Source organism: Pseudomonas sp. HP_08 (assembly GCF_055284095.1).
This window is the reverse complement of record NZ_JBTOQC010000001.1, coordinates 99,377-122,770: the sequence shown is the minus strand read 5'-3', so window position 1 is coordinate 122,770 and position 23,394 is coordinate 99,377. Positions and strand designations below refer to the sequence as shown.

The 23,394-nt window shown below is 61.2% G+C and carries 23 protein-coding genes; 15 read left to right on the top strand and 8 right to left on the bottom strand.

What is annotated here, in order from left to right; genetic code table 11:
• Nucleotides 1-23: 23 nt before the first annotated feature.
• Nucleotides 24-1,010, bottom strand: coding sequence for a Bug family tripartite tricarboxylate transporter substrate binding protein (locus tag ACYAS9_RS00600; protein ID WP_463566820.1), 987 nt, complete (start codon nt 1,008-1,010; stop codon nt 24-26).
• A 415-nt stretch (nt 1,011-1,425) separates the two neighbouring features.
• Here ACYAS9_RS00600 and ACYAS9_RS00595 point away from each other — a divergent pair, with 415 nt between their 5' ends.
• Together ACYAS9_RS00595 and ACYAS9_RS00590 are read left to right on the top strand one after the other, a co-directional pair.
• Nucleotides 1,426-2,100 (top strand): response regulator, encoded by a 675-nt coding sequence (locus tag ACYAS9_RS00595; RefSeq protein WP_463566397.1) that lies wholly within the window; start codon nt 1,426-1,428, stop codon nt 2,098-2,100.
• Nucleotides 2,090-3,466: a sensor histidine kinase gene (locus ACYAS9_RS00590; protein WP_463566396.1), complete on the top strand. Its 1,377-nt coding sequence runs from the start codon at nt 2,090-2,092 to the stop codon at nt 3,464-3,466. The genes ACYAS9_RS00595 and ACYAS9_RS00590 overlap by 11 nt, the downstream gene beginning before the upstream one ends.
• Nucleotides 3,467-3,488: 22 nt before the next feature.
• On the opposite strand, the gene ACYAS9_RS00585 is transcribed toward ACYAS9_RS00590, so the two are convergent.
• Nucleotides 3,489-4,310 carry an HDOD domain-containing protein gene (locus ACYAS9_RS00585; protein ID WP_463566395.1) on the bottom strand — a complete coding sequence of 274 codons (822 nt, stop codon included), beginning with the start codon at nt 4,308-4,310 and terminating at the stop codon, nt 3,489-3,491.
• Between the two features lie 62 nt (nt 4,311-4,372).
• A complete protein-coding gene (ygfZ, locus tag ACYAS9_RS00580; protein ID WP_463566394.1) occupies nt 4,373-5,314 on the bottom strand; it encodes a CAF17-like 4Fe-4S cluster assembly/insertion protein YgfZ in 942 nt (313 codons plus the stop codon).
• 131 nt (nt 5,315-5,445) lie between these two features.
• On the opposite strand from ygfZ, the gene ACYAS9_RS00575 reads away from it, so the two are divergent.
• Complete coding sequence (locus tag ACYAS9_RS00575) at nt 5,446-5,700, top strand: FAD assembly factor SdhE (RefSeq protein ID WP_459749511.1); 255 nt, start codon at nt 5,446-5,448, stop codon at nt 5,698-5,700.
• On the top strand, nt 5,684-6,133 hold the full coding sequence (locus ACYAS9_RS00570) for a protein YgfX (RefSeq protein ID WP_463566393.1): 450 nt from the start codon (nt 5,684-5,686) through the stop codon (nt 6,131-6,133). The genes ACYAS9_RS00575 and ACYAS9_RS00570 overlap by 17 nt, the downstream gene beginning before the upstream one ends.
• Before the next feature lies 1 nt (nt 6,134).
• Here ACYAS9_RS00570 and nadB read toward each other — a convergent pair whose 3' ends face one another.
• Nucleotides 6,135-7,751: an L-aspartate oxidase gene (gene nadB, locus ACYAS9_RS00565; protein WP_463566392.1), complete on the bottom strand. Its 1,617-nt coding sequence runs from the start codon at nt 7,749-7,751 to the stop codon at nt 6,135-6,137.
• A 501-nt stretch (nt 7,752-8,252) separates the two neighbouring features.
• Between nadB and rpoE the strand changes: the two genes are divergently transcribed.
• From rpoE to pdxJ, 11 genes are all read left to right on the top strand, one after another.
• Nucleotides 8,253-8,834, top strand: a complete 582-nt coding sequence (gene rpoE / locus ACYAS9_RS00560; protein ID WP_056834582.1) for an RNA polymerase sigma factor RpoE — start codon at nt 8,253-8,255, stop codon at nt 8,832-8,834.
• Nucleotides 8,835-8,866: 32 nt separating this feature from the next.
• On the top strand, nt 8,867-9,448 hold the full coding sequence (locus tag ACYAS9_RS00555) for an RseA family anti-sigma factor (RefSeq protein ID WP_463566391.1): 582 nt from the start codon (nt 8,867-8,869) through the stop codon (nt 9,446-9,448).
• An 8-nt stretch (nt 9,449-9,456) separates the two neighbouring features.
• Nucleotides 9,457-10,422 (top strand): MucB/RseB C-terminal domain-containing protein, encoded by a 966-nt coding sequence (locus ACYAS9_RS00550; protein WP_463566390.1) that lies wholly within the window; start codon nt 9,457-9,459, stop codon nt 10,420-10,422.
• A 312-nt stretch (nt 10,423-10,734) separates the two neighbouring features.
• Nucleotides 10,735-12,126: a DegQ family serine endoprotease gene (locus ACYAS9_RS00545; RefSeq protein ID WP_463566819.1), complete on the top strand. Its 1,392-nt coding sequence runs from the start codon at nt 10,735-10,737 to the stop codon at nt 12,124-12,126.
• A 160-nt stretch (nt 12,127-12,286) separates the two neighbouring features.
• Nucleotides 12,287-14,083, top strand: a complete 1,797-nt coding sequence (gene lepA, locus ACYAS9_RS00540) for a translation elongation factor 4 (protein ID WP_463566389.1) — start codon at nt 12,287-12,289, stop codon at nt 14,081-14,083.
• Nucleotides 14,084-14,091: 8 nt separating this feature from the next.
• Nucleotides 14,092-14,946, top strand: a complete 855-nt coding sequence (gene lepB, locus ACYAS9_RS00535) for a signal peptidase I (RefSeq protein WP_463566388.1) — start codon at nt 14,092-14,094, stop codon at nt 14,944-14,946.
• 99 nt (nt 14,947-15,045) lie between these two features.
• Nucleotides 15,046-15,423, top strand: a complete 378-nt coding sequence (locus tag ACYAS9_RS00530) for a DUF4845 domain-containing protein (protein WP_463566818.1) — start codon at nt 15,046-15,048, stop codon at nt 15,421-15,423.
• A complete protein-coding gene (gene rnc / locus ACYAS9_RS00525; RefSeq protein WP_463566387.1) occupies nt 15,420-16,109 on the top strand; it encodes a ribonuclease III in 690 nt (229 codons plus the stop codon). Before ACYAS9_RS00530 ends, rnc begins: the two co-directional genes overlap by 4 nt.
• Nucleotides 16,102-17,004 (top strand): GTPase Era, encoded by a 903-nt coding sequence (era, locus tag ACYAS9_RS00520; RefSeq protein WP_463566386.1) that lies wholly within the window; start codon nt 16,102-16,104, stop codon nt 17,002-17,004. The genes rnc and era overlap by 8 nt, the downstream gene beginning before the upstream one ends.
• 9 nt (nt 17,005-17,013) lie before the next feature.
• On the top strand, nt 17,014-17,697 hold the full coding sequence (recO, locus tag ACYAS9_RS00515; protein ID WP_463566385.1) for a DNA repair protein RecO: 684 nt from the start codon (nt 17,014-17,016) through the stop codon (nt 17,695-17,697).
• A gap of 70 nt (nt 17,698-17,767) precedes the next feature.
• The gene (pdxJ, locus tag ACYAS9_RS00510) at nt 17,768-18,508 is read left to right on the top strand and encodes a pyridoxine 5'-phosphate synthase (protein WP_463566384.1); all 741 of its coding nucleotides are present in this window, start codon (nt 17,768-17,770) and stop codon (nt 18,506-18,508) included.
• Between the two features lie 6 nt (nt 18,509-18,514).
• On the opposite strand, the gene cmoB is transcribed toward pdxJ, so the two are convergent.
• From cmoB to lon, 4 genes are all read right to left on the bottom strand, one after another.
• A complete protein-coding gene (gene cmoB, locus ACYAS9_RS00505; RefSeq protein ID WP_463566383.1) occupies nt 18,515-19,474 on the bottom strand; it encodes a tRNA 5-methoxyuridine(34)/uridine 5-oxyacetic acid(34) synthase CmoB in 960 nt (319 codons plus the stop codon).
• The gene (gene cmoA / locus ACYAS9_RS00500) at nt 19,471-20,214 is read right to left on the bottom strand and encodes a carboxy-S-adenosyl-L-methionine synthase CmoA (protein WP_463566382.1); all 744 of its coding nucleotides are present in this window, start codon (nt 20,212-20,214) and stop codon (nt 19,471-19,473) included. The genes cmoB and cmoA overlap by 4 nt, the downstream gene beginning before the upstream one ends.
• Before the next feature lie 95 nt (nt 20,215-20,309).
• Nucleotides 20,310-20,705 (bottom strand): protease inhibitor I42 family protein, encoded by a 396-nt coding sequence (locus ACYAS9_RS00495; protein ID WP_463566381.1) that lies wholly within the window; start codon nt 20,703-20,705, stop codon nt 20,310-20,312.
• Nucleotides 20,706-20,795: 90 nt separating this feature from the next.
• Nucleotides 20,796-23,210: an endopeptidase La gene (lon, locus tag ACYAS9_RS00490; protein ID WP_463566380.1), complete on the bottom strand. Its 2,415-nt coding sequence runs from the start codon at nt 23,208-23,210 to the stop codon at nt 20,796-20,798.
• Nucleotides 23,211-23,394 lie beyond the last annotated feature (184 nt).

Sequence of the window (23,394 nt, the reverse complement as noted above, 5' to 3'; positions counted from 1 at the left end):
GCTAGTCAGGTTGGCAGGTTCGCTTACTGAATCAGGCCAAACTCTTTGGCCAGCAGCTTGTAATCGGCGACCTGCTTCTTGACGTAGGTGTCCAGCTCCTGGCCGGTCATGGCGAACGGGAACAGCTCGCGCTGGTCACGCAGCTTGGCGAAGTCTTCGGAGGCCAGCACTTTGTCGAACGAGGCTTTCCACCAGTTGTAGTCTTCGTCGCTGACCTTTGGCCCCAGGTAGAAGCCGCGCACCACCGGCCAGACGATGTCGTAGCCCTGTTCCTTGGCGGTCGGGATGTCTTTCATTTCCGGCTCGTCGATGCGCTTGTCGGCAAACACCGCCAGCAGGCGCATGTCGCCGCTGAGGATGTGCGGCATGGAGTCGGAAATGTCGGTGCTGCCGACCTGAATGTGCCCGCCGAGCAGGGCGGTGGCGATTTCACCGCCGCCTTCAAGGGCCACATAACGCAGTGCGCGCGGGTTGATGCCGGCGGCCTTGGCGATCAGTGCGGTCTGCATCCAGTCCTGGCTGCCGACAGTGCCGCCGGAGCCGATCACGACCTTGCTCGGGTCAGCCTTGAGGGCCTTGACCAGGTCATCGAGGTTTTTGTACGGCGAGTCGCTTTTCACCGCAATGGCGCCATAGCTGGTGCCGACCGCTGCCAGCCAGCGCACCGCGTTTTCATCGAAGCGACCGAACTTGCCCTGCGCCAGGTTGAGCAATGAACCGCTGGACCACGCCACCAGAGTCCCGGCATCTGCCGGCCGCTGGGCGACCACCGCGTTATAGGCCACCGCGCCTACGCCGCCGGGCATGTAGGTCACGCGCATCGGCGAGGTCAGGATCTTCTCGTTGATCAGCGCGCTTTGCACCAGCTTGCAGGTCAGGTCAAAGCCGCCGCCAGGTGAAGCCGGGGCGATGCACTCGGGGCGTTTGGGTTCGGCGGCGAACAGTTGGCTGGCGATCAGCATGCTGCCGGCGGCCAGGGCCAGATGACGAAGGGACAGGTTCATGGTCAGTCTCCTGAAGCGTTTCTTGTTTTTGGAAGGGTGAAGCGGTTGGCGGCAGCCTGTGTTTCAGACAGCGGCCTGTGTCTCACAAAGCGAAAGGCATCATCAACGCAGAGGGCTGCATCGAAGCGTTGAAATCGTATGGGGGGAATGCTGCGCAAGGGCAGTCGAGGGATGGACGTGGTGTCCGGCCGCAAAGGGCTTGGTCATGAGTAACTCCGTTTACTTATTGTTGTTATTCGCCACGCCTCATTTTCGGGCGTTTGCTCGATGCTAAATCACCAACCTTTCACAAACCTTTCAGCTACCTTTCTGGCAAGCGTTTAATCGCGTCGAGTTGTTTCGGTGCTTCACAGGCCTGGGTGCGCCTGTAAACTCCGTGTCCACAAGCCATCATGGCAACATCCTGATTCTGGAGACGTTGATGCGCGTTCTGCTCGTCGAAGACCATCTGCAACTGGCTGAAAGTGTCGCGCAGGCGCTCAAGGGCGCAGGTTTGACCGTTGATGTGCTGCACGATGGCGTGGCCGCCGACCTGGCCTTGAACAGCGAGGAATATGCCGTGGTCATCCTCGATGTCGGCTTGCCGCGCATGGACGGCTTCGAGGTGCTGGGCCGGTTGCGCGCACGCGGCAAGAACCTGCCGGTGCTGATGCTCACCGCGCGCAGTGACGTCAAGGATCGGGTATTGGGCCTCAATCTGGGCGCCGATGATTATCTGGCCAAGCCGTTCGAGCTGTCGGAGCTGGAGGCGCGGGTCAAGGCGCTGTTGCGCCGCAGTGTGCTGGGCGGTGAGCGCCAGCAGCGTTGCGGCCCGCTGTCGTATGACCTGGACACTCGGCGGTTCAGCCTGGCGGGCGAGCTGCTCAACCTGACCTCGCGTGAGCAGGCCGTGCTTGAGGCGTTGATTGCCCGGCCCGGGCGGGTTATGAGCAAGGAGCAACTGGCCTCGCAGGTTTTCGGCCTGGACGAGGAGGCGAGTCCCGACGCCATCGAGATTTATATCCATCGCCTGCGCAAGAAACTCGACGGGCAGTCGGTGGCGATCGTGACCTTCCGTGGCCTGGGCTACTTGCTGGAAAGCCGCGATGCGCAATAACAGCCTGCGCGGGCGGCTGCTGTGGAACTTGGCGTTGCTGTTGATCGTACTGATGCTGGCCAGTGTCATGAGTGCCTACTGGAACGGCCGTGAAGTGGCCGACACCGCCTACGACCGCACACTGCTGGCCTCGGCGCGGACTATCGCGGCCGGCCTGACCCAGCGCGACGGCACCTTGAGCGCCGAGATCCCCTATGTGGCGCTCGACACCTTTGCCTACGACAGCGAGGGGCGGATTTACTACCAGGTCAACGACATCAACAAAAAGCTGATTTCCGGCTACGAAAACCTGCCATCGCCGCCGCCCGGCACCTTGCGCACCGATGACTACCCGGCGCTGGCCAGCTTTTATAACGGCGTTTATCTGGGCCAGGACGTGCGTGTGGTCAGCCTGCTGAAGCCGGTCAGCGAGCCGGGCATGAACGGCATTGCCGAGATTCGTGTGGCCGAGACTCAGGAGGCGCGGGTCAACATGGCCCGCAGCCTGATGGCCGACACCTTGCTGCGCCTGGGCATGCTGGGTGGCGGTGCGCTGTTGCTGGTCTGGTTCACGGTCAGCGCCGCGCTGCGTCCGCTGGGCCGCCTGCGCAGCGCGGTGGAAGAGCGTCAGCCTGACGACCTGCGCGCCTTGCCGATGGTTGAGGTGCAGCACGAGCTGCGTCCGCTGGTCGGCGCACTGAACCACTTCACCGAGCGTTTGCGTGTGCAGTTTGAGCGACAAGGACAATTTATCGCCGATGCGGCGCATGAACTGCGCACGCCGCTGGCGGCGCTCAAGGCGCGGGTCGAGCTGGGCTTGCGTGAGCAGGACCCGGCGCAGTGGCGGCGTACCCTGGAGCTGGCGGCGCAAAGTACCGATCGGCTGACGCACCTGGCCAATCAGTTACTGTCGCTGGCGCGCATCGAAAACGGCGCCCGGGCGATCAGCGAGGGTGGCGCGCAGCAACTGGACCTCAGCCAGTTGGCCCGCGAGCTGGGTCTGGCCATGGCGCCGTTGGCGCACGCGCGAGGCGTCGCGCTGGCGCTGGAAGCCGATGAACCGGTGTGGCTGCGTGGCGAGCCGACCTTGCTCAACGAGCTGCTCAGCAACCTGATCGACAACGCGCTGGCGCACACGCCGTCGGGCGGCAACGTGGTGCTGCGAGTGCATGCGCCGGGGATTCTGGAGGTCGAGGACGACGGGCCGGGTATTCCGGAAGCCGATCGGGTGCGGGTCTTCGAGCGTTTCTACCGGCGCAGCCAGCAAGGGCCGGGTACGGGCCTGGGTCTGGCCATCGTGGGTGAAATCTGCCGCGCCCATCTGGCGCAAATCTCGCTGCACGACGGCGCCGAACGCGGATTGAAGGTGCGGGTGAGTTTTGTGTGATCACCCGCAGATTCAGTGTCGTTCAATAGAGCATCTTGCGCGCTTCATCCATCTCTACGCTCAGCTGCCCGCCGGCCGGGTCGAGCCCTAACTGGTTGAACGCTGGCAGGTCGGTCACATCGACCTGGCCAAACGGGTGGTTGCTGCCTTTATAAAGATGCACGCTCGCCACCTGTACCAGGTCGACATAGTCAGCCTTTTTCGACACCCGGCTCAAATCCTGGAACTGGCTGGGCAAGGTGGCCAGCGGTTCAGGAAAGTCCCAGGAGCGCAGCAGGCGTTCGCCGATGGTTGGGTGAATGTTGTCGATGACATGGTTGAGGCTGACCGGGTCCGCCAACAGTTCGAAATGATCTTCAGCGTAGGTCAGGATTGGCAAGATGCCGATCAAGTGCACCAGCCCTGCCAGTGTGGCCTGGTCGGGCTTGAGCCTGGTGTAGCGCTGGCACAAGGTGTGGCCGATGCCGGCCACTTGCAGGCTCTGCTGCCAGATTTCGCGCATTTTCTGTTCGACGACTGGCGACTTGGCATGAAACATCTGCTCGACCACCAGACCAATCGCCAGGTTACTGGTGTAGTTAACGCCCAGGCGCAGGATGGCGGTGTTGACGTCGCTGACCTCGACGCTGCCACGCAGCATTGGGCTGTTTGCCACTTTGATCAGGCGTGCCGACAGGGCGGTATCGCTGCCGATCACCCGGCTCAGCGCGGCGACGCTGATCTCGGTGTTTTCGGCAGCCTGGCGGATTTTCAAGGCAACTTCAGGCAAGGTCGGGAGAAACAAGGCATCACGGTCGATAGCCTTGATCAGATCTTTTTGTACCTCATCAGCCATCTTGCTCATGCTAAGTCTCGTAGCTGTGGGTGTCTTATAAAGCCGACAGGTCTATAGCCTGTCGGTTTTGTTCAGCGTTGGGTTTCCAGTTTGCTGTCCAGCGTGTAAGGCAGGTCTTGCAGGTGCAGGGCAGGGCCTTCGGCGCTACCCAGATGAATCAGCCCGGCTTCGGCGACATCGGCTTGCAGGACTGCGAGCAGTTCACTGGTGCCTGCGCTGTTGGCGGCCAGCACCACGTTGCCCACGGCGCTTTTGTGCGCGGGCGAAAACAGCGGGGTGCCCGGCTCGGGCAGTTCGGCGCCGTCCAGGCTCAGGCGATACAGATGGCGCTTGAGCTTGCCCAGATACTGCATGCGCGCCACGATTTCCTGGCCGGTGTAGCAGCCTTTCTTGAAACTCACGCCGCCCACCGCCTGCAGGTTGATCATCTGCGGGATGAATTCTTCGCGGGTGGCGGGCATGACCTGGCCGATGCCTGCGCGAATCTGCCCCAGCAGCCAGTCGTTGAGCGGGCCTTCGCTCAAATGGCTGGCCAGTTTCGCCTTGATCGCTTCAGCGTGAGCGGCGCGCACCCAGAGTTCGGCCCGGCCGGGGCTGACACGGGTGGCAATCAATTGCTCGTTGCGCACCAGGCTGTCGGTTTCAGGCGGCAGGGCAAGATCCAGCGCGGCCAGCGCGTGGTCGCCGTCCTGTAGGCCGAAGCGCACCCACTCGGCGCTTTCATCGGTCAGTTTCGATTTGGAAAACACCGCGTACTTGCGCAAGTCGAGCAGTTGCGGCTCGACCAGTTCGCTTGTCATGGCCAGCAGGCAACCATCGGCTTCGAACAGGATGCGGAAGCTCGATTGCATGCGGCCCTTTTGCGTGCAGCGTGCGCCCAGGCCTGAGCGCGTTTCACTCAGGTAATTGATATTGCAGGTCAACTGACCCTGGAGGAATTTGCCGGCATCCACGCCGCGAACGGCCAGAATGCCTTCGTGAGACAACGTGCAGAAGAAAGCTGAGTCGGCCATGGTCATCGCAAAGGTTGAAAAGAATGACGCACATCATAGTGCTGCGACATCAATAAAGGTATACGCAAACCGCCAGGCACCACGTACGGCGGCATGGCTGTATACTTGCCGGCTACTTTGAGGAGCGATCCATGGTCGAAGATGTAGAACTCAACCGCCTTTTCTGGCACAGCCGTCGCGGCATGCTTGAGCTGGACGTGCTGCTGGTGCCGTTTGTCCGCGAGGTTTACGCCAACCTCAATGACGTCGATCGGGCGCTGTATCGCCGTCTGCTCGAATGTGAAGACCAGGACATGTTTGGCTGGTTCATGCAGCGCGGCGAGTCTGAAGATCCCGAGTTGCAGCGCATGGTTCGCATGATTCTGGACCGTGTCCAGCCCAAGTGAGTCGTTCGAATGCCGTTGGCAAGCCTCCAGAGGGTTGCTGACGGGTTATCTGCTTGTCCAGGCGCTGGCATGGCTGGCCTTGTGGCAGCTGGATATCCCTTTCTGGGCTCAGGCGGCTAGCCTGTTGCTGTGCCTGGCGCATGCGGCGTATACCTTGCCGCGCGCGATCCTGCTCAGCCATGCGCGTGCATTCAAGGCGCTGCGCCATGGACGCGAGGGCTGGCAGGTATGGAGCGGGCAGGGCGGCTGGCAGCCGGTGCAGATTGCGGCCGACAGCCTGGCGCTGCCCTTGATGGTGGTGTTGCGCTTTCGCCTGCTGCACGGCGAACGGCCCGGCTGGCGGGCGCATTCGGTGTGTATTGCACGCGATGCGCTGGCGCCGGACATTCACCGTCGCCTGCGGGTGCGGCTCCGGTTTGCCCGGCGCGGCTGACTCAGCTCTTGAAGTTGCCCGGTACCAGGATCGTGTCCCTGGCCTCTGGCAGCATGTCCGGATAATCCAGCGTGTAGTGCAGGCCGCGTGATTCCTTGCGCTCCATGGCCGAGCGAATCATCAGCTCCGCCACCTGGGCCAGGTTGCGCAGCTCGATCAGGTCTCTGCTTACTCGATAGTTGCTATAGAACTCATCGATCTCGTCCAGCAACAAGCGCACGCGGTGTTCAGCACGTTGCAGGCGCTTGCTGGTGCGCACGATGCCGACGTAGTCCCACATGAAGCGGCGCAGCTCGTCCCAGTTGTGGGCAATGATCACGTCCTCGTCCGAGTCGGTCACCTGGCTGGCGTCCCAGCCTGGCAGGGAGATCGGCATGTCGATGTCGCCCAGTTGGTCGACGATGTCGGCGGCGGCCGAACGGGCATAGACGAAGCACTCGAGCAGCGAGTTGCTGGCCATGCGGTTGGCGCCATGCAGGCCGGTGCAACTGGTTTCGCCGATCGCGTACAAGCCCGGCACATCGGTGCGGCCCTGGCTGTCGACCACCACGCCGCCGCAGGTGTAATGCGCCGCCGGCACCACCGGAATCGGTTCGCGGGTGATGTCGATCGAGAACGCCAGGCAGCGTTCGTAAACCGTCGGAAAGTGCGACTTGATGAAGGCTTCGGGCTTGTGGCTGATGTCCAGGTAGACGCAGTCGATGCCCAGGCGCTTCATTTCATGGTCGATGGCGCGTGCCACGATATCGCGCGGGGCAAGCTCGGCGCGTTCGTCGAAGCGCGGCATGAAGCGCTCGCCGTTGGGCAGCTTGAGGTAGGCACCTTCGCCGCGCAGTGCTTCGGTGACCAGAAAGCTCTTGGCCTGCGGATGGTAAAGGCAGGTGGGGTGGAACTGGTTGAATTCCAGGTTGGCCACCCGGCAACCCGAACGCCAGGCCATGGCAATGCCATCGCCGGAGGCGCTGTCGGGGTTGCTGGTATAGAGGTAGACCTTGGCGGCGCCGCCCGAGGCCAGAATGGTGAAGCGCGCGGCGTGGGTGTCGACCTCGCCGGTATTGCGGTCCAGCACATAGGCGCCCAGGCAGCGCTGGCCGGGCAGGCCCAGGCGCGGTTCAGTGATCAGGTCGACCGCGACGCGCTGCTCCAGCAGCTCGATATTGTCGCGCTTGCGGGTTTGTTCCAGCAGCGTCCTGAAGATTGCCGCGCCGGTGGCATCGGCGGCATGGATGATGCGCCGGTGGCTGTGGCCGCCTTCGCGGGTCAGGTGGAATTCGAAGCTGTGCGGCTGCTCGTCGCCATCGTCGTCACGGGTGAAGGGCACGCCTTGCTCGATCAGCCACTCGATGGCTTCGCGGCTGTGCTCGACGGTAAAGCGCACCGCCTCTTCGTTGCACAGGCCGCCACCGGCATTGAGGGTGTCCTCGACGTGCGATTCGACGGTGTCGGTGTCGTCCAGCACCGCCGCAACGCCGCCCTGGGCCCAGAAGGTCGAACCATCGGCCAGGTCGCCCTTGCTCAAAATGGCAATGCGCAGGTGCGAGGGAAGGGTCAGGGCCAGGCTCAATCCCGCCGCGCCGCTGCCGATAACCAGAACGTCATGCTGAAAATGTTGGCTCATGTATCAACTCCGCGTCGAGCGGCCACTAGTATAAGTAAGGGGGGACCGGCACAATAGACTCGCTTTACATGGCAATGTGAGACCAGAGGCGGGGTCGAATTGTGCGCCAGTCGCCGATGCCATGCCTACCGTTTTTCGGTGCTATCGCTCGTTGGGGCCTCCCGGCGTCAAGGCGAGGCTTCGATCAAGGTCGGCAAGGTGGGTCTTGCGCCTGCATTTACGGGGCGCGGGAACTTTTCAGCAAACCCTGCGTTCAATAGCAGGTTGCCTGTATCAGCAACAGCGTCGGCCATGCCTGGAAGGATCATCGGCAGCGAAATCGACGACAAGACTATTCACGCAGCCGGGCAGTGTTCGAGCTGCGTTTTTCGTGCGGGCCAGCTTAGTGCCAGCAGGAAACTTGCCTGAAGGGGGAGAACTTTTGTCAAAAGCCCGAGTCTATGTTTGCAAGCCTGAACGATGGCTGATGCAACACTCCTTCAGGCTCAATGAGGAGTGTTCATGCTAACCCAGGAAGAGGATCAGCAGCTGGTCGAGCGCGTTCAGCGTGGCGATCGGCGAGCATTTGATCTGTTGGTGCTGAAATACCAGCACAAGATTCTCGGGTTGATCGTGCGATTCGTGCACGACACCCATGAAGCTCAAGACGTTGCGCAAGAGGCCTTTATCAAGGCGTATCGCGCACTCGGCAACTTTCGCGGCGACAGTGCTTTTTATACATGGCTGTACCGCATCGCTATCAACACGGCGAAAAACTATCTGGTGTCGCGCGGTCGGCGGCCACCAGACAGTGATGTGAAGTCCGAAGACGCAGAGTTCTACGACGGCGATCATGGCCTCAAGGACATCGAGTCTCCGGAGCGTTCATTGTTGAGGGATGAAATCGAGAGCACTGTGCATCGAACCATCCAGCTTCTCCCAGAAGATTTGCGTACGGCTCTAACTTTGCGCGAATTCGACGGTCTGAGTTATGAGGACATTGCGAGCGTCATGCAGTGTCCGGTGGGTACCGTGCGCTCTCGGATCTTCCGCGCTCGGGAAGCCATCGATAAAGCCCTGCAGCCGTTGTTGCAGGAATCCTGAGACAGCGGCGATAGCCAAGAGAGGAACCCGCCATGAGTCGTGAAGCCCTGCAGGAATCGCTGTCCGCAGTGATGGATAACCAAGCGGACGAACTGGAATTACGTCGAGTGCTGAGTGCCATCGACGATGCGGACACCCGTGCCACCTGGTCGCGTTACCAGGTAGCCCGTGCGGCGATGCACAAGGAACTGCTTTTGCCCCATCTGGACATCTCGGCCGCTGTATCGGCCGCGATTGCCGACGAGGCTTCGCCAGTCAAGGCGGGTCGCGGCCCATGGCGTACTCTGGGTCGTCTGGCAGTTGCAGCCTCGGTAACAGTTGCAGTACTGGCTGGTGTACGTCTGTACAACCAGGACGAAATCACCGGTACACAACTGGCACAGCAGAATCAGCAGCCGGCCAACCTGTCGGTCGCCCAACCTCAAGGCCCTGCGGTACTGGCCGGTTACACCGAGGAAGCTGCCGGTCCCGCCAACGGTGCTGTACAGGCTCAGGCCGGTGCAGACGACCAGCGCGTGCCAGGTTACCTGCGTCAGCATGCCCAGCAGGCGGCTTTGAAGGAGACTGAAAGCGCTCTGCCTTACGCACGCGCTGCCAGCCTGGAAAACCGCTAAGGAAGAGTATGCGAGCCATTCCTCTATTGCCGTTGTTGTTCAGTGGATGGCTAGCCGCTCCAGCGTATGCCGACGATGCGCAAGACCTTCTCAAGCGTCTTGCGCAAGCCGAGCAGCAACAAAGCTTTCAAGGCACTTTCGTTTACGAGCGTAACGGTGGTTTTTCCACCCATCGCATCTGGCACAGAGTAGAAGAGGGCAAGGTTCGTGAGCGCCTTCTTCAGCTCGATGGCTCAGCGCAAGAGATCCTGCGTGTCGATGGTCTGACGCAATGCGTCAGTGGCACGCTGGTGACAGGGCTGGCCAATCTGCCTGATCCTTCAGGGCGTGTGCTGGATGCCAGAAAACTGTCTGCGTGGTACGACATGAAAGTGGCTGGCAAGTCCCGCGTTGCCGGACGCCCTGCCACTATTCTGGTCATGTCGCCCAAGGACCAGCACCGTTATGGTGTCGAGCTGCATCTGGACAACGCCACCGGCATGACCCTCAAGTCGCTGTTGCTGAGCGAGAAAGGGCAGCTGCTGGAGCGATTCCAGTTCACTGAATTCGATCCCTCCCAGAGTCCTTCCGAGCAGTCCTTGCAGGCCAGTGCCGATTGCAAGCCTTTGCCCGCGCCTAAAAACAAGCCTGCCTCACAAACGCCATCCACGCCCGTTACCTGGCGTGCGGACTGGCTGCCGTCAGGTTTTGAGCTGAGTAACCAGTCGGTGCGCAAGGACGGCGAGTCCAGCGCTCAGGTTGTCAGCCTGCTGTACGGCGATGGCCTGACCCGTTTTTCGGTCTTCATCGAGCCTGTGACGGCCAAGGTTGCGCCCGACATCCGTACCCAGTTCGGTCCAACGGCCGTCGTGTCGCGGCACCTGAGCTCGGCTCAGGGTGACGACATGGTGACGGTGGTTGGCGAGATTCCGGTCGGCACGGCCGAACGTATTGCGCTGTCGATGCGCCGTGGCGATGCCGCCGGCAGCAAATAGCCGGTGAGCGGGCCGCGCGGTCGCAGATGTAAAAGGTTTCACTTCGGCTGCGGCCGCGATACGGCCTATAGTCTGTCTGGTCTGGAAGCGGTCCGACGGAAATATTTGGTGAGCTTTGCACGTTGCAAAAATGCTGAATTTTTTCTATAGGTCACAGCCTCGCAGCTGTGGCCTTTGTCGTTTATAAGGGCCGAAAACGCTGATCGCCAGGGCAATACCTTGAGCTGAAGGATCAGTCGCTCTATTGCTTAATTTGCTCGTACCAACGGGAGCCGTATGTCGATACCACGCTTGAAATCTTATTTCTCACTGATGGCCGCTGTGCTCATGCTCGGCCAGATCGCTGCGGTCCAGGCAGAGGACCTGCCGGATTTCACCGGGTTGGTTGAACAGGCATCTCCTGCCGTGGTGAACATCAGTACCCGGCAGAAAATGCCGGAGCGCGCCGTTGCCGGCCAGATGCCGGACATGGAAGGCCTGCCGCCGATGCTTCGCGAGTTCCTTGAGCGCAGCGTGCCGCCAGGCTCGCGCTCGCCAGGGCGTGGTGATCGTCAGCGCGAGGCCCAGTCGCTGGGTTCAGGATTCATCATTTCCGATGACGGTTATGTGCTGACCAACAACCATGTGGTCGACGGTGCCGATGAAATCCTCGTCCGCCTGTCCGATCGCAGCGAGCTGAAGGCCAAGCTGGTCGGTACCGATCCACGCACCGATGTCGCCGTGCTGAAAATCGAAGGCAAGAACCTGCCGACTGCCAAGCTGGGCAACTCCAATACCCTCAAGGTCGGTGAGTGGGTACTGGCTATCGGTTCCCCGTTCGGCTTCGACCACTCGGTGACCAAAGGCATCGTCAGTGCCAAGGGTCGCAGCCTGCCGAACGATACCTATGTGCCGTTCATTCAGACCGACGTGGCGATCAATCCGGGTAACTCCGGTGGTCCGCTGTTCAACATGAAAGGCGAAGTGGTCGGCATCAACTCGCAGATCTTCACCCGCTCCGGCGGCTTCATGGGCCTGTCGTTCGCGATTCCGATCGATGTGGCGATGGATGTAGCCAATCAGCTCAAAGCCAGCGGCAAGGTCAATCGCGGCTGGCTGGGTGTGGTCATTCAGGAAGTGAACAAGGACCTGGCCGAATCCTTCGGTCTGGAGCGTCCTGCCGGTGCGCTGGTCGCCCAGGTGCTGGAAGACAGCCCTGCCGCCAAGGGTGGCTTGCAGGTCGGTGACGTGATCCTCACCGCCAATGGTCAGCCAATCGTCATGTCCGCTGACTTGCCGCACCTGATCGGCAACCTCAAGGACGGCAGCAAGGCCGAGCTGGAAGTGATCCGCGACGGCAAGCGTCAGAAGGTCAGCGTCACCGTGGGTGCGCTGCCTGACGAGGGCCAGGAAATGGGTACGCCGGGTTCGGGTGCCGAGCGCAGCAGCAATCGCCTGGGTGTTTCGGTGATTGAGCTGACCGCCGAGCAGAAAAAGAGCCTGGATCTCAAGGGCGGCGTGGTGATCAAGGAGGTTCAAGGCGGACCGGCGGCCCTGATCGGGCTGCAAGGTGGCGATGTGATTACTCACCTCAACAACCAGGCGATCGTCTCGGCCAAGCAGTTCACTGAAGTCGCCAAGAGCCTGCCCAAGGACCGCTCCGTGTCCATGCGCGTGCTGCGTCAGGGCCGTGCAAGTTTCATTACCTTCAAGCTCGCCGAGTAATTTTCGGGGTCAAACAGCGAAAGGGCGGCATCGGTCGCCCTTTTGCTTTACTGTCGGGCTCGCTTTGCGGCGAGCGTGACGCCCCGGCGTTCCTTCAGGTACAATTCCCGGCTATTTTTCAGCGGGCGATTTGCCTGTGCCCCTTTCTGAGTGTTGATCCGTGAGTGATTTGAGCCACATTCGTAATTTCTCCATCATCGCCCACATCGACCATGGCAAGTCGACGCTGGCCGACCGCTTCATTCAAATGTGCGGCGGCTTGTCCGAGCGCGAAATGGAGGCACAGGTTCTCGATTCCATGGACCTTGAGCGCGAGCGCGGCATCACCATCAAGGCCCACAGCGTTACCCTGTATTACAAGGCAAAAGACGGCATCACCTACCAGTTGAACTTCATTGACACCCCGGGCCACGTCGACTTCACCTACGAAGTCAGCCGCTCCCTGGCGGCCTGTGAAGGCGCGCTGCTGGTGGTCGATGCCGGCCAGGGCGTCGAAGCCCAGTCGGTCGCCAACTGCTATACCGCCATCGAGCAGGGCCTGGAAGTCATGCCGGTCCTGAACAAGATGGACCTGCCGCAGGCCGACCCGGACCGGGTCAAGGACGAAATCGAGAAGATCATCGGCATCGACGCCACTGACGCGGTGGCGTGCAGCGCCAAGAGCGGCATGGGCGTTGACGAGGTGCTTGAGCGTCTGGTCGCGACCATTCCGCCGCCGACCGGTGAAATCGACGCGCCGTTGCAGGCACTGATCATCGACTCCTGGTTCGACAACTACCTGGGCGTCGTCTCGCTGGTGCGTGTGCGTCAGGGCCGGGTCAAGAAGGGCGACAAGATTCTCGTCAAGTCCACCGGCAAGGTGCACCTGGTCGACAGCGTTGGCGTATTCAACCCCAAGCACACCGCGACCGTTGACCTGAAGGCCGGCGAAGTAGGCTTCATCATCGCCGGCATCAAGGAAATCCTTGGCGCGCCGGTGGGTGACACCCTGACCCTCAACTCGACACCCGATGTCGAGATGCTGCCAGGCTTCAAGCGCATTCAGCCGCAGGTGTATGCCGGCCTGTTCCCGGTCAGCTCCGATGACTTCGAAGATTTCCGCGATGCCCTGCAAAAGCTGACGCTCAACGACTCGTCGTTGCAGTACATGCCTGAAAGCTCCGACGCGCTGGGCTTCGGCTTCCGTTGTGGCTTCCTGGGCATGTTGCACATGGAGATCATCCAGGAGCGCCTTGAGCGCGAGTACGACCTGGACCTGATCACCACCGCCCCGAGCGTGATCTACGAGATCAAGCTCAAGACCGGTGAAACCGTCTACGTCGACAACCCGTCGCGCCTGCCGGATGTTTCGGCGGTCGAAGACTTCCGCGAGCCGATCGTCCAGGCGACGATTCTTGTGCCGCAAGAGCACCTGGGCAACGTCATTACCCTGTGCATCGAAAAGCGTGGCGTGCAGCGCGACATGCAGTTCCTCGGCACGCAGGTGCAGGTGCGCTACGACCTGCCGATGAACGAAGTGGTTCTGGACTTCTTCGACCGTCTGAAGTCGACCAGCCGCGGTTACGCTTCGCTGGACTACCATTTCGATCGCTATCAGTCGGCCAACCTGGTCAAGCTCGACGTACTGATCAACGGTGACAAGGTCGATGCCCTGGCGCTGATCGTGCACCGCGATAACGCGAACTATAAAGGCCGCGCGCTGACTGAGAAGATGAAGGAACTGATTCCAAGGCAGATGTTCGATGTTGCCATCCAGGCCGCCATTGGCGGGCAGGTGATTGCGCGGACAACCGTCAAGGCGCTCAGAAAGAACGTATTGGCCAAATGTTATGGCGGTGACGTCAGCCGTAAGCGCAAGCTGCTCGAGAAGCAAAAGGCCGGTAAGAAACGCATGAAGCAGGTCGGTAACGTGGAAATTCCACAAGAAGCCTTCCTTGCAGTGCTCAGGTTGGAATAGCAGGTCATATGTCACTAAATTTCCCGCTGTTGTTGGTCATTGCTGTATTCGTCTGCGGCCTGCTGGCCTTGCTCGATCTGGTGTTGCTGGCGCCCCGGCGCCGCGCCGCCATCTCGAACTATCAGGTCAGTGTCGGGCAGCCGGACATGGCGGTCGTCGAGCGCCTGAGCAAGGAGCCGGTACTGGTCGAATACGGCAAGTCGTTCTTCCCGGTGCTGTTCATCGTGCTGGTGCTGCGTTCGTTTCTGGTCGAACCCTTCCAGATTCCGTCGGGCTCGATGAAGCCGACCCTCGATGTGGGCGATTTCATTCTGGTCAACAAGTTCTCGTACGGCATCCGCTTGCCGGTGCTGGACCAGAAGGTCATCCAGATCGGTGATCCGCAGCGCGGCGATGTGATGGTGTTCCGCTACCCCAGCGATCCAAGCGTCAATTACATCAAGCGTGTAATCGGCCTGCCGGGCGACCAGATTCGTTACACCAGCGACAAGCGTCTGTTCATCAATGGGCAGCCGGTGGCCAAGACCCTGATCGGCAGCGAGCCGGGCACGCTGGGCAGCGCCGAGTTGTATTCGGAAAAGCTCGGTGAGGTCGAACACCAGATTCGTCAGGAAATGACCCGCTACCGCGCGCCGCCGGACACCGAGTGGACGGTGCCTGCCGGGCACTATTTCATGATGGGCGACAACCGGGACAACTCCAACGACAGCCGTTACTGGGATGACCCCAATATTCCCAAGGATGAGCTGGGCATGGTCCCGGATCGCAATATCGTGGGCAAGGCCTTCGCTGTATGGATGAGCTGGCCCGAGCCCAAGCTCAGTCACTTCCCGACCTTTTCACGGGTCGGGTTGATCAAGTAATCGCTGCGGCGCTGTCTCGAACAGCGCCGTATGTCATTTGGATCGCTTGAAACCATGGCTCGTAAAGCACCGGTGTCGAGCTACTCTTTGGAAATGGACATGAAGTTCGGTACTACGCAAAAGGGTTTGTCGCTGGTAGGGCTGTTGCTGCTGCTGGGACTCATTGCGTTTACCGTGAGCACTGCCTTCAAGACAGTGCCTCATTACCTCGACTATTTTTCCATGAAGAAGATCATCGAGACGGCCGAAAACAACCCGTCACTGGGGATCGAGTCGGTCGATGACTTTTACAGTTATGTCGGTAAGAACATGCAGGTCAACAATATCCGGAATCTAGATTTGAAACAGGCTTTAAAACTGAAGGTGGAGAACAACAGGTTCGTGGCCCACCTCGATTACGAACAACGTGAACCCCTGATCTTCAATGTCGACCTGGTCATGAAGTTCGACAAGCAATTCAGCGTGGCCAAACCGTGAGTGCACCCTTAAGTCGTCTCGAGCGTCAGCTCGGTTATACCTTCAAGGACCAGGACCTGATGATCCTGGCCCTGACCCACCGCAGCTTCGCCGGTCGCAACAACGAGCGCCTGGAGTTTCTCGGTGACGCGATTCTCAACTTCGTGGCCGGCGAGGCGCTGTTCGAGCGTTTTCCTCAGGCCCGTGAAGGCCAGCTGTCGCGTTTGCGCGCCCGTTTGGTGAAGGGCGAAACCCTGGCCCTGCTGGCTCGCGGCTTTGCGCTGGGCGAGTACCTGCGCCTGGGCTCGGGTGAATTGAAAAGCGGCGGTTTCCGTCGTGAGTCGATTCTTGCCGATGCCCTGGAAGCGCTGATCGGTGCGATCTATCTGGACTCGGACATGGGCACCGCGCGCGAGCGTGTGCTGGCCTGGCTGACCAATGAGTTCGACAGCCTGACCCTGGTCGACACCAACAAAGACCCGAAAACCCGTTTGCAGGAGTTTTTGCAGTCGCGCGCGTGCGATTTGCCGCGCTACGAGGTGGTCGATATCCAGGGCGAACCGCATTGCCGGACATTCTTTGTCGAGTGCGAAATCAGCCTGTTGAACGAAAAAAGCCGCGGCCAGGGTGTCAGCCGGCGTATTGCAGAGCAGGTCGCTGCTGCTGCGGCCCTAATCGCCCTGGGCGTGGAGAATGGCAATGACTGATACAAATGTAACCCGCTGCGGCTATGTCGCGATTGTCGGCAGACCCAACGTGGGCAAGTCCACGCTGCTCAACCACATCCTCGGCCAGAAGCTGGCGATTACCTCGCGCAAGCCGCAGACCACGCGGCACAACATGCTGGGGATCAAGACCGAAGGCGACGTGCAGGCCATCTATGTCGACACTCCCGGCATGCACAAGAACAGCGACAAGGCCTTGAACCGCTACATGAACAAGACCGCCTCGGCGGCGTTGAAAGACGTCGACGTGGTGATCTTCGTGGTCGACCGTACCCGCTGGACCGATGAGGACCAGATGGTGCTGGAGCGCGTGCAATACGTCGAAGGACCGCTGATTCTGGCGATCAACAAGACCGACCGCATCGAAGACAAGGGCGAGTTGATGCCGCACCTGGAATGGCTGCAAAGCCAGCTTCCCAAGGCTTCGATCGTGCCGATCTCCGCCCAGCACGGCCACAACCTCGACGCGCTGGAAGGCCTGATTGCCTCGCACCTGCCCGAGAGCGATCACTTCTTCCCGGAAGACCAGATCACCGACCGTAGCAGCCGCTTCCTGGCCGCTGAGCTGGTACGCGAGAAGATCATGCGCCAGCTCGGTGCCGAGCTGCCGTACCAGATCACCGTCGAAATCGAAGAGTTCAAGCAGCAGGGGCGTGTTCTGCACATCCATGCGCTGATTCTGGTCGAGCGCGACGGGCAGAAGAAAATCATCATTGGCGACAAGGGCGAGCGCATCAAGCGCATCGGCAGCGATGCACGTCGTGACATGGAGGTGCTGTTCGACTCCAAGGTCATGCTCAACCTGTGGGTCAAGGTCAAGGGTGGCTGGTCTGACGACGAACGTGCCCTGCGTTCGCTGGGTTACAACGACCTGTAAGGCTCCTCGATGAGCACGCCCATCGCTCAACTTGCCTATGTGCTGCATAGCCGGCCGTATCGCGAAAACAGTGCGCTGGTCGACTTTCTTACCCCGCAAGGCCGTTTGCGTGCCGTGCTGCGCAACGCGCGGGGTAAGGCCGGCACCCTGGCACGGCCATTCGTGCCACTGGAAGCCGAGTTTCGCGGGCGCGGCGAACTCAAGAATGTCGGGCGCATGGAAGGCGCAGGCATCGCCCGCTGGCTGATCGGCGAAGCGCTGTTCAGCGGCATGTACCTCAATGAACTGCTGATTCGCCTGCTGCCCGCCGAAGACCCGCACCCGGCGGTTTTCGACCATTACGCCGCCACACTGGAGGCGCTGGCTGAAGGCCGGCCGCTGGAGCCGTTATTGCGTTCGTTCGAATGGCGGCTGCTCGATGACCTGGGTTACGGCTTTGCGCTGGACACCGACGTCGACGGCCAGGCGCTGGATGCCGATGGCCTCTACCGCTTGCGCGTCGATGCCGGACTTGAGCGCGTCTGGCTATTGCAGCCCGGCCTGTTCCAGGGTGTCGAGCTGTTGGCCATGAGCAACGCCGACTGGGATACACCCGGTGCATTGCCTGCCGCCAAACGCCTGATGCGCCAGGCACTGGCCGTGCATCTGGGCGGTCGGCCACTGGTCAGCCGCGAACTGTTTCGCAAGCCGTGAACAGGCTTTATGCTCTGCGGCCTGTCTTTTCAGATAACCCTAGACAACCCCTGCTTCCCAGGAGATCCCCGTGACCCAAAGCGCTCGTATCCTTCTTGGCGTGAATATCGACCACGTCGCCACCCTGCGTCAGGCCCGCGGCACCCGTTACCCGGACCCGATCAAGGCCGCGCTGGATGCCGAAGAGGCGGGCGCCGATGGCATCACCGTGCACCTGCGCGAAGACCGCCGGCACATTCAGGACCGCGACATCCTGTTGCTCAAGGATGTGCTGCAAACGCGCATGAACTTCGAAATGGGCGTCACTGAAGAAATGCTCGCCTTCGCCGAGCGCCTGCGCCCCGCCCACGTGTGCCTGGTGCCGGAAACCCGTCAGGAACTGACCACCGAAGGCGGTCTGGATGTCGCCGGGCAAGAAGAGCGCATCAAGGCGGCGGTGGAGCGCCTGTCGCGAGTCGGCAGCGAAGTGTCACTGTTCATCGATGCCGACCCACGCCAGATCGAAGCCTCCAGGCGCGTTGGCGCACCGGCCATCGAACTGCACACCGGCCGCTACGCCGATGCCGAAACGCCGGCCGAGGTCGCGGTTGAACTGCAGCGCATTGCCGACGGCGTCGCCTTTGGCGTCGCCCAGGGCCTGATCGTCAATGCCGGCCACGGCCTGCATTACCACAACGTCGAGGCAGTGGCCGCGATCAAAGGCATCAACGAACTGAACATCGGCCACGCGCTGGTCGCGCATGCATTGTTCGTTGGCTTCAAGGCGGCCGTGGCCGAAATGAAAGCGCTGATTACCGCGGCGGCCCGTTAAACCCGATCAGGGCTTGCGGCCGATGACCACGGCGCGCATCGGGGCCGGCAGGCCTTCCACGGTGCGGCTGTGGTCGTCGGGGTCGAGGAAATCGCCCAGCGATTGATAGCGCATCCAGTCGGTGCTGCGCTGTTCCTGAACGCTGGTGGTGCTCACGTCCACGCAGCGCACTTCGGTAAAGCCTGCGCGGCGCATCCACAGCTCCAGCGCCGCCACCGAAGGCAAGAACCACACGTTGCGCATCTGCGCGTAGCGGTCTTCGGGCACCAGCACCTGTTGCACATCGCCGGGCACCACCAACGTTTCCAGCACCAGTTCGCCGCCCTTGAGCAGGCAGTCTTTCAGCGCCAGCAAATGGTCGATGGGCGACTTGCGGTGATACAGCACGCCCATCGAAAACACCGTGTCGAAACCTTCCAGCCCCGCTGGCAGATCTTCCAGGGCAAACGGCAGGTGCCAGGCCGGCAGGTCGGGCAAGTAGCGCTGCATGGCCTGGAACTGGCAGAAGAACAGCCAGTTGGGATCGACGCCAATCACGCTGTCGGCGCCGGCGCCGAGCATGCGCCACTGGTAATAACCGTTGCCGCAGCCGACATCCAGCACGCGCTTGCCGGTCAGGTTCAGGTGCGGGGCGACCCGCGACCATTTCCAGTCCGAGCGCCATTCAGTGTCGACGTGCACGCCAAACACATCGAACGGCCCCTTGCGCCACGGTGACAGGCCCATCAACGCGCTGCGTACCTGGGCACGGGTCTGCTCGTCGCAGTCCACGTCCAGGGTAAAACCGTCGAGCAGTTCAACGCGGCTGGGCGTCAGCGCCGGCAAGGCTTGCAGCGCATTGCTCCAGCGTTCGAGGTCGCCGTGCCCCTTGGCCATCTTGGCATCAAGTTGCGCTTGCAGGCCTTCGGCCCAAGTGGCCAGAGGCGTGTTCGCCAGGCGGCGAACCAGTGGAGCGAGATCGATCATGGCAGGGCTATCAACGAGGCAAAGTTAATGCATTGAAACCACAGCACCACGCGCGAAAAACCGGCCTCGCGCAGGCGCTGGCGGTGTTCTTCGAGGCTGTCGGGTTTCATGACGTTTTCGATGGCACTGCGTTTCTGGGCGATCTCCAGTTCGCTGTAGCCGTTGGCGCGCTTGAAGTCGACGTGCAGCTCGGTGAGCAGGTCGTGTTCATCGACATCGTTGAAGCGCAGTTTTTCCGAAAGAATCAACGCGCCGCCCGGCACCAGGGTCTGACGAATGCGGCCGAGCAGTTCCAGGCGCCGTTCGGGGGCGATGAACTGCAAGGTGAAGTTCAGCGCCACCACCGAGGCCGGCTGCCAGGGCAGCTCAAGGATATCGCCCTCGATGACCTCGACCGGCAGCAGCTCCTGGAACATCGAATTCTGCGCATTGAGGTATTCGCGGCAGCGTTCGACCATCGCCGAAGAGTTGTCGACCGCAATCACCCGGCAGCCATCCTGGCGCACATGCCGGCGCAGGGCCTGGGTCACGGCGCCCAGCGAACTGCCCAGGTCGTAGAGCACGGTGTCGGGCCTGGCAAAATGCGCGGCGATCACCCCGAGGTTTTCGACGATGGCCGGATAACCGGGCACAGAACGTTTGATCATGTCCGGGAAAACCCGCACCACGTCTTCGTTGAAGGCGAAGTCAGGCACCTGGGGCAAGGGCTGGGAGAAGAGGCGATCGGCTGGATGGGTCACGGCGATTCCGGCGCATGGCGTGCAAAGCCCGGCATTCTAGCCAAGTTGCGGGCCGGATGCATGGGCCTGTGCAGGTTGCCGGACCAGTCGCCGGTTCACTGCACGCTGATGGCACACTCGAATGTGGTCTGTGGCTCGGCATCCGGTTCCCACGGCTGCTTGTAGGTCAGCAGCAAACGGCCGGTACCGGCCTTTTCAGCTTTATAACGCCAGACCGACTGGCCGCCGCTGCCGACTACCATGTCCTGACTGCGGTCGGCGTTATACACCTCCGGCCCCAGGCTGCGCAAAACGCCGGCTGCCGGGTCGCGGACCTGCCAGCGAAAGCCGGTGGTGGGATTGCTGGGCAGGGACAACAACAGCGTCTGGCCTTTGACAAGGGCCAGCGGGCAATCGTCCTGCTCTTCCAGCGAGACGATCGGGTCCGGCGTTTGCGCACAAGCAGCAAGCAGAACAAGGCTGAAGGGCGCAATCAGTCGGGCAGGGGTCATGGCAAGGTCCGTTCGGCAAGACAAGGGCCTGAGGATACCATCACGGCACCGACCGGCAACCCATGGGGCAGGCCGGTGCCGTGCGTGTTTTTAGAACAACACCTTCGCCACATCGCTGAAGCGCTTGGCGAAATGCACCGTCAGGCCTTCCTTCAGGTACGCCGGCAGTTCTTCGAAATTGCCCCGGTTAGGCTCCGGCAGAATCAGTTCGTTGATCTTCTGCCGACGCGCTGCAATCACCTTCTCGCGCACCCCGCCAATCGGCAGCACATGCCCGGTCAGGGTCAGCTCGCCGGTCATCGCCACGCCCTTTTTCGGCGCCTGGTTGCGCGCCAGCGACAGCAGGGCGCTGGCGATGGTGATGCCGGCGCTCGGGCCGTCCTTGGGTGTGGCACCTTCAGGCACGTGCAGATGCACAAAGGCCTCGTCGAAGAATTTCGCATCGCCGCCAAATTTGGACAGGTTGGAGCTGACGTAGCTGTAGGCGATTTCTGCCGACTCCTTCATCACATCCCCCAACTGGCCGGTCAGCTTGAAGCCGCGGTTGTGGGTGTGGATGCGCGTCGCCTCGATCGGCAGCGTCGCACCGCCCATGCTGGTCCAGGCAAGGCCTGTGATAACCCCGGTGCCGGACAGCACTTGCTCGCTGCGAAACACCGGCATGCCCAGCAAGGCTTCCAGATCCTTGGGGCCGATCTTGATCGCGGTGTCTGGCGCATCAAGCAGCTTGACCACCGATTTGCGCACCAGCTTGCCCAGTTGTTTCTCCAGTTGCCGCACCCCGGATTCGCGGGCATAGCCTTCGATCACGGCGCGCAGGGCAGCATCGCTGATCGACAGGCTGGTCTTGGCCACACCGGCCTTTTCCAGTTGCTTGGGCCACAGGTGGCGCTTGGCGATGGCCAGTTTTTCTTCGGTGATGTAACCCGCCAGGCGGATCACTTCCATGCGGTCGATCAACGGGCCCGGAATCGAGTCCAGGGTGTTGGCGGTACAGATGAACAGCACCTTGGACAAGTCCAGGCGCAGGTCGAGGTAATGGTCGAGGAATTCGACGTTCTGTTCCGGGTCCAGGGTTTCGAGCAGCGCCGAGGCCGGGTCGCCCTGGTAGCTCTGGCCCATCTTGTCGATCTCGTCGAGCATGATCACCGGGTTCATCACCTCGACATCCTTGATCGCCTGCACCAGCTTGCCCGGCTGGGCGCCGATGTAGGTGCGGCGATGGCCCTTGATCTCGGCTTCATCGCGCATGCCGCCCACGCTCAGGCGGTAGAACGGACGGCCCAGAGATTCCGCAATCGAGCGACCGATGCTGGTCTTGCCCACGCCCGGCGGGCCGACCAGCAGCACGATGGAGCCGGTGATCTCGCCTTTGTAGGCGCCAATGGCAAGAAATTCGAGGATGCGTGCCTTGATGTCGTCGAGCCCGGCGTGATGCTGGTCGAGCACCTTGCGCGCGTGCTTGAGGTCGAGCTTGTCGACGCCGTTCACACCCCACGGGATGGCGCTGGCCCAGTCCAGATAGTTGCGGGTCACGGCGTATTCGGGCGAGCCGGTTTCCAGCACCTTGAGCTTGTTCAGTTCTTCATCGATTTTCTTGCGCGCCTGGGCGGGCAGGGTCTTGCCCTCCAGGCGCTGCTCGAACTGCTCGATGTCGGCGCTGCGGTCGTCCTTGCTCAGGCCCAGTTCCTGCTGGATGACCTTGAGCTGTTCCTTGAGGAAGAACTGGCGCTGGTGTTCGCCGATCTTGCGGTTCACTTCAGCCGAGATTTCTTTTTGCAGGCGCGCGACTTCGACTTCCTTGCGCAGCATCGGCAGCACTTTTTCCATGCGCCGCAAGATCGGCACGCAGTCGAGCACCTCTTGCAGGTCCACGCCGCTGGCCGAAGTCAGTGCGGCGGCAAAGTCGGTCAACGGCGACGGGTCATTGGGGCTGAAGCGGTTGAGGTAGTTTTTCAGCTCTTCGGTGTACAGCGGGTTGAGCGGCAGCAGTTCCTTGATCGCATTGATCAGCGCCATGCCGTAGGCCTTGACCTCATCGGTCGGCTGGTTGGAGGTCTGCGGGTATTCGACCTCGACCATGTACGGTGGGCGATGGTGCTTGAGCCAGGTCTTGATGCGCACCCGCGACAAACCCTGTGCCACGAACTGCAGGCGGCCGTTTTCGCGGCTGGCGTGGTGGACTTTTACCAGCGTGCCATACTCCGGCAGGGCCTTGGTATTGAAGTGGCGCGGATCTTCCTGCGGCGTGTCCATGAAAAACAGCGCCAGCGAATGATGGTCCGACTTGCTGACCAGTTCCAGCGTCTCGGCCCACGGCTCTTCGTTGACGATCACCGGCAGTACTTGCGCGGGGAAGAACGGGCGATTGTGGATCGGGATGATGTAGACCTTGTCCGGCAGGTTCTGTCCGGGAAGGGCCAGCGAGGTGCCTGAGCCGAGATTCACTTCATATTCAGTGCCGTCATCGGATGAGTCGTGTGTAGCGGTCGGCTGGTCGCTCATGGTGCACCTGGGAGATTGAACATGCCTGTTTAGATGGGGCGATTGGCCTCAGGTTTCAATGGCATCGGTCGATAGCGTGTCATAGGCGTGAAACAACCCTTGCGCGGGCGCAGATAAGAGCCATCCGTCGGCTATAGCTGAATGATGGCCAAATGATTCTATCCATGCGTTCCCTTGGCCCGAC

Coding starts and splice junctions, on each gene's coding strand:
- ACYAS9_RS00595 (WP_463566397.1), top strand. CDS start 1,426: ATGCGCGTTCTGCTCGTCGAAGACCATCTGCAACTGGCTGAAAGTGTC.
- ACYAS9_RS00590 (WP_463566396.1), top strand. CDS start 2,090: ATGCGCAATAACAGCCTGCGCGGGCGGCTGCTGTGGAACTTGGCGTTG.
- ACYAS9_RS00585 (WP_463566395.1), bottom strand. CDS start 4,310: ATGAGCAAGATGGCTGATGAGGTACAAAAAGATCTGATCAAGGCTATC.
- ygfZ (WP_463566394.1), bottom strand. CDS start 5,314: ATGGCCGACTCAGCTTTCTTCTGCACGTTGTCTCACGAAGGCATTCTG.
- ACYAS9_RS00575 (WP_459749511.1), top strand. CDS start 5,446: ATGGTCGAAGATGTAGAACTCAACCGCCTTTTCTGGCACAGCCGTCGC.
- nadB (WP_463566392.1), bottom strand. CDS start 7,751: ATGAGCCAACATTTTCAGCATGACGTTCTGGTTATCGGCAGCGGCGCG.
- rpoE (WP_056834582.1), top strand. CDS start 8,253: ATGCTAACCCAGGAAGAGGATCAGCAGCTGGTCGAGCGCGTTCAGCGT.
- ACYAS9_RS00555 (WP_463566391.1), top strand. CDS start 8,867: ATGAGTCGTGAAGCCCTGCAGGAATCGCTGTCCGCAGTGATGGATAAC.
- ACYAS9_RS00550 (WP_463566390.1), top strand. CDS start 9,457: ATGCGAGCCATTCCTCTATTGCCGTTGTTGTTCAGTGGATGGCTAGCC.
- ACYAS9_RS00545 (WP_463566819.1), top strand. CDS start 10,735: ATGGCCGCTGTGCTCATGCTCGGCCAGATCGCTGCGGTCCAGGCAGAG.
- lepB (WP_463566388.1), top strand. CDS start 14,092: ATGTCACTAAATTTCCCGCTGTTGTTGGTCATTGCTGTATTCGTCTGC.
- ACYAS9_RS00530 (WP_463566818.1), top strand. CDS start 15,046: ATGAAGTTCGGTACTACGCAAAAGGGTTTGTCGCTGGTAGGGCTGTTG.
- era (WP_463566386.1), top strand. CDS start 16,102: ATGACTGATACAAATGTAACCCGCTGCGGCTATGTCGCGATTGTCGGC.
- recO (WP_463566385.1), top strand. CDS start 17,014: ATGAGCACGCCCATCGCTCAACTTGCCTATGTGCTGCATAGCCGGCCG.
- cmoB (WP_463566383.1), bottom strand. CDS start 19,474: ATGATCGATCTCGCTCCACTGGTTCGCCGCCTGGCGAACACGCCTCTG.
- ACYAS9_RS00495 (WP_463566381.1), bottom strand. CDS start 20,705: ATGACCCCTGCCCGACTGATTGCGCCCTTCAGCCTTGTTCTGCTTGCT.
- lon (WP_463566380.1), bottom strand. CDS start 23,210: ATGAGCGACCAGCCGACCGCTACACACGACTCATCCGATGACGGCACT.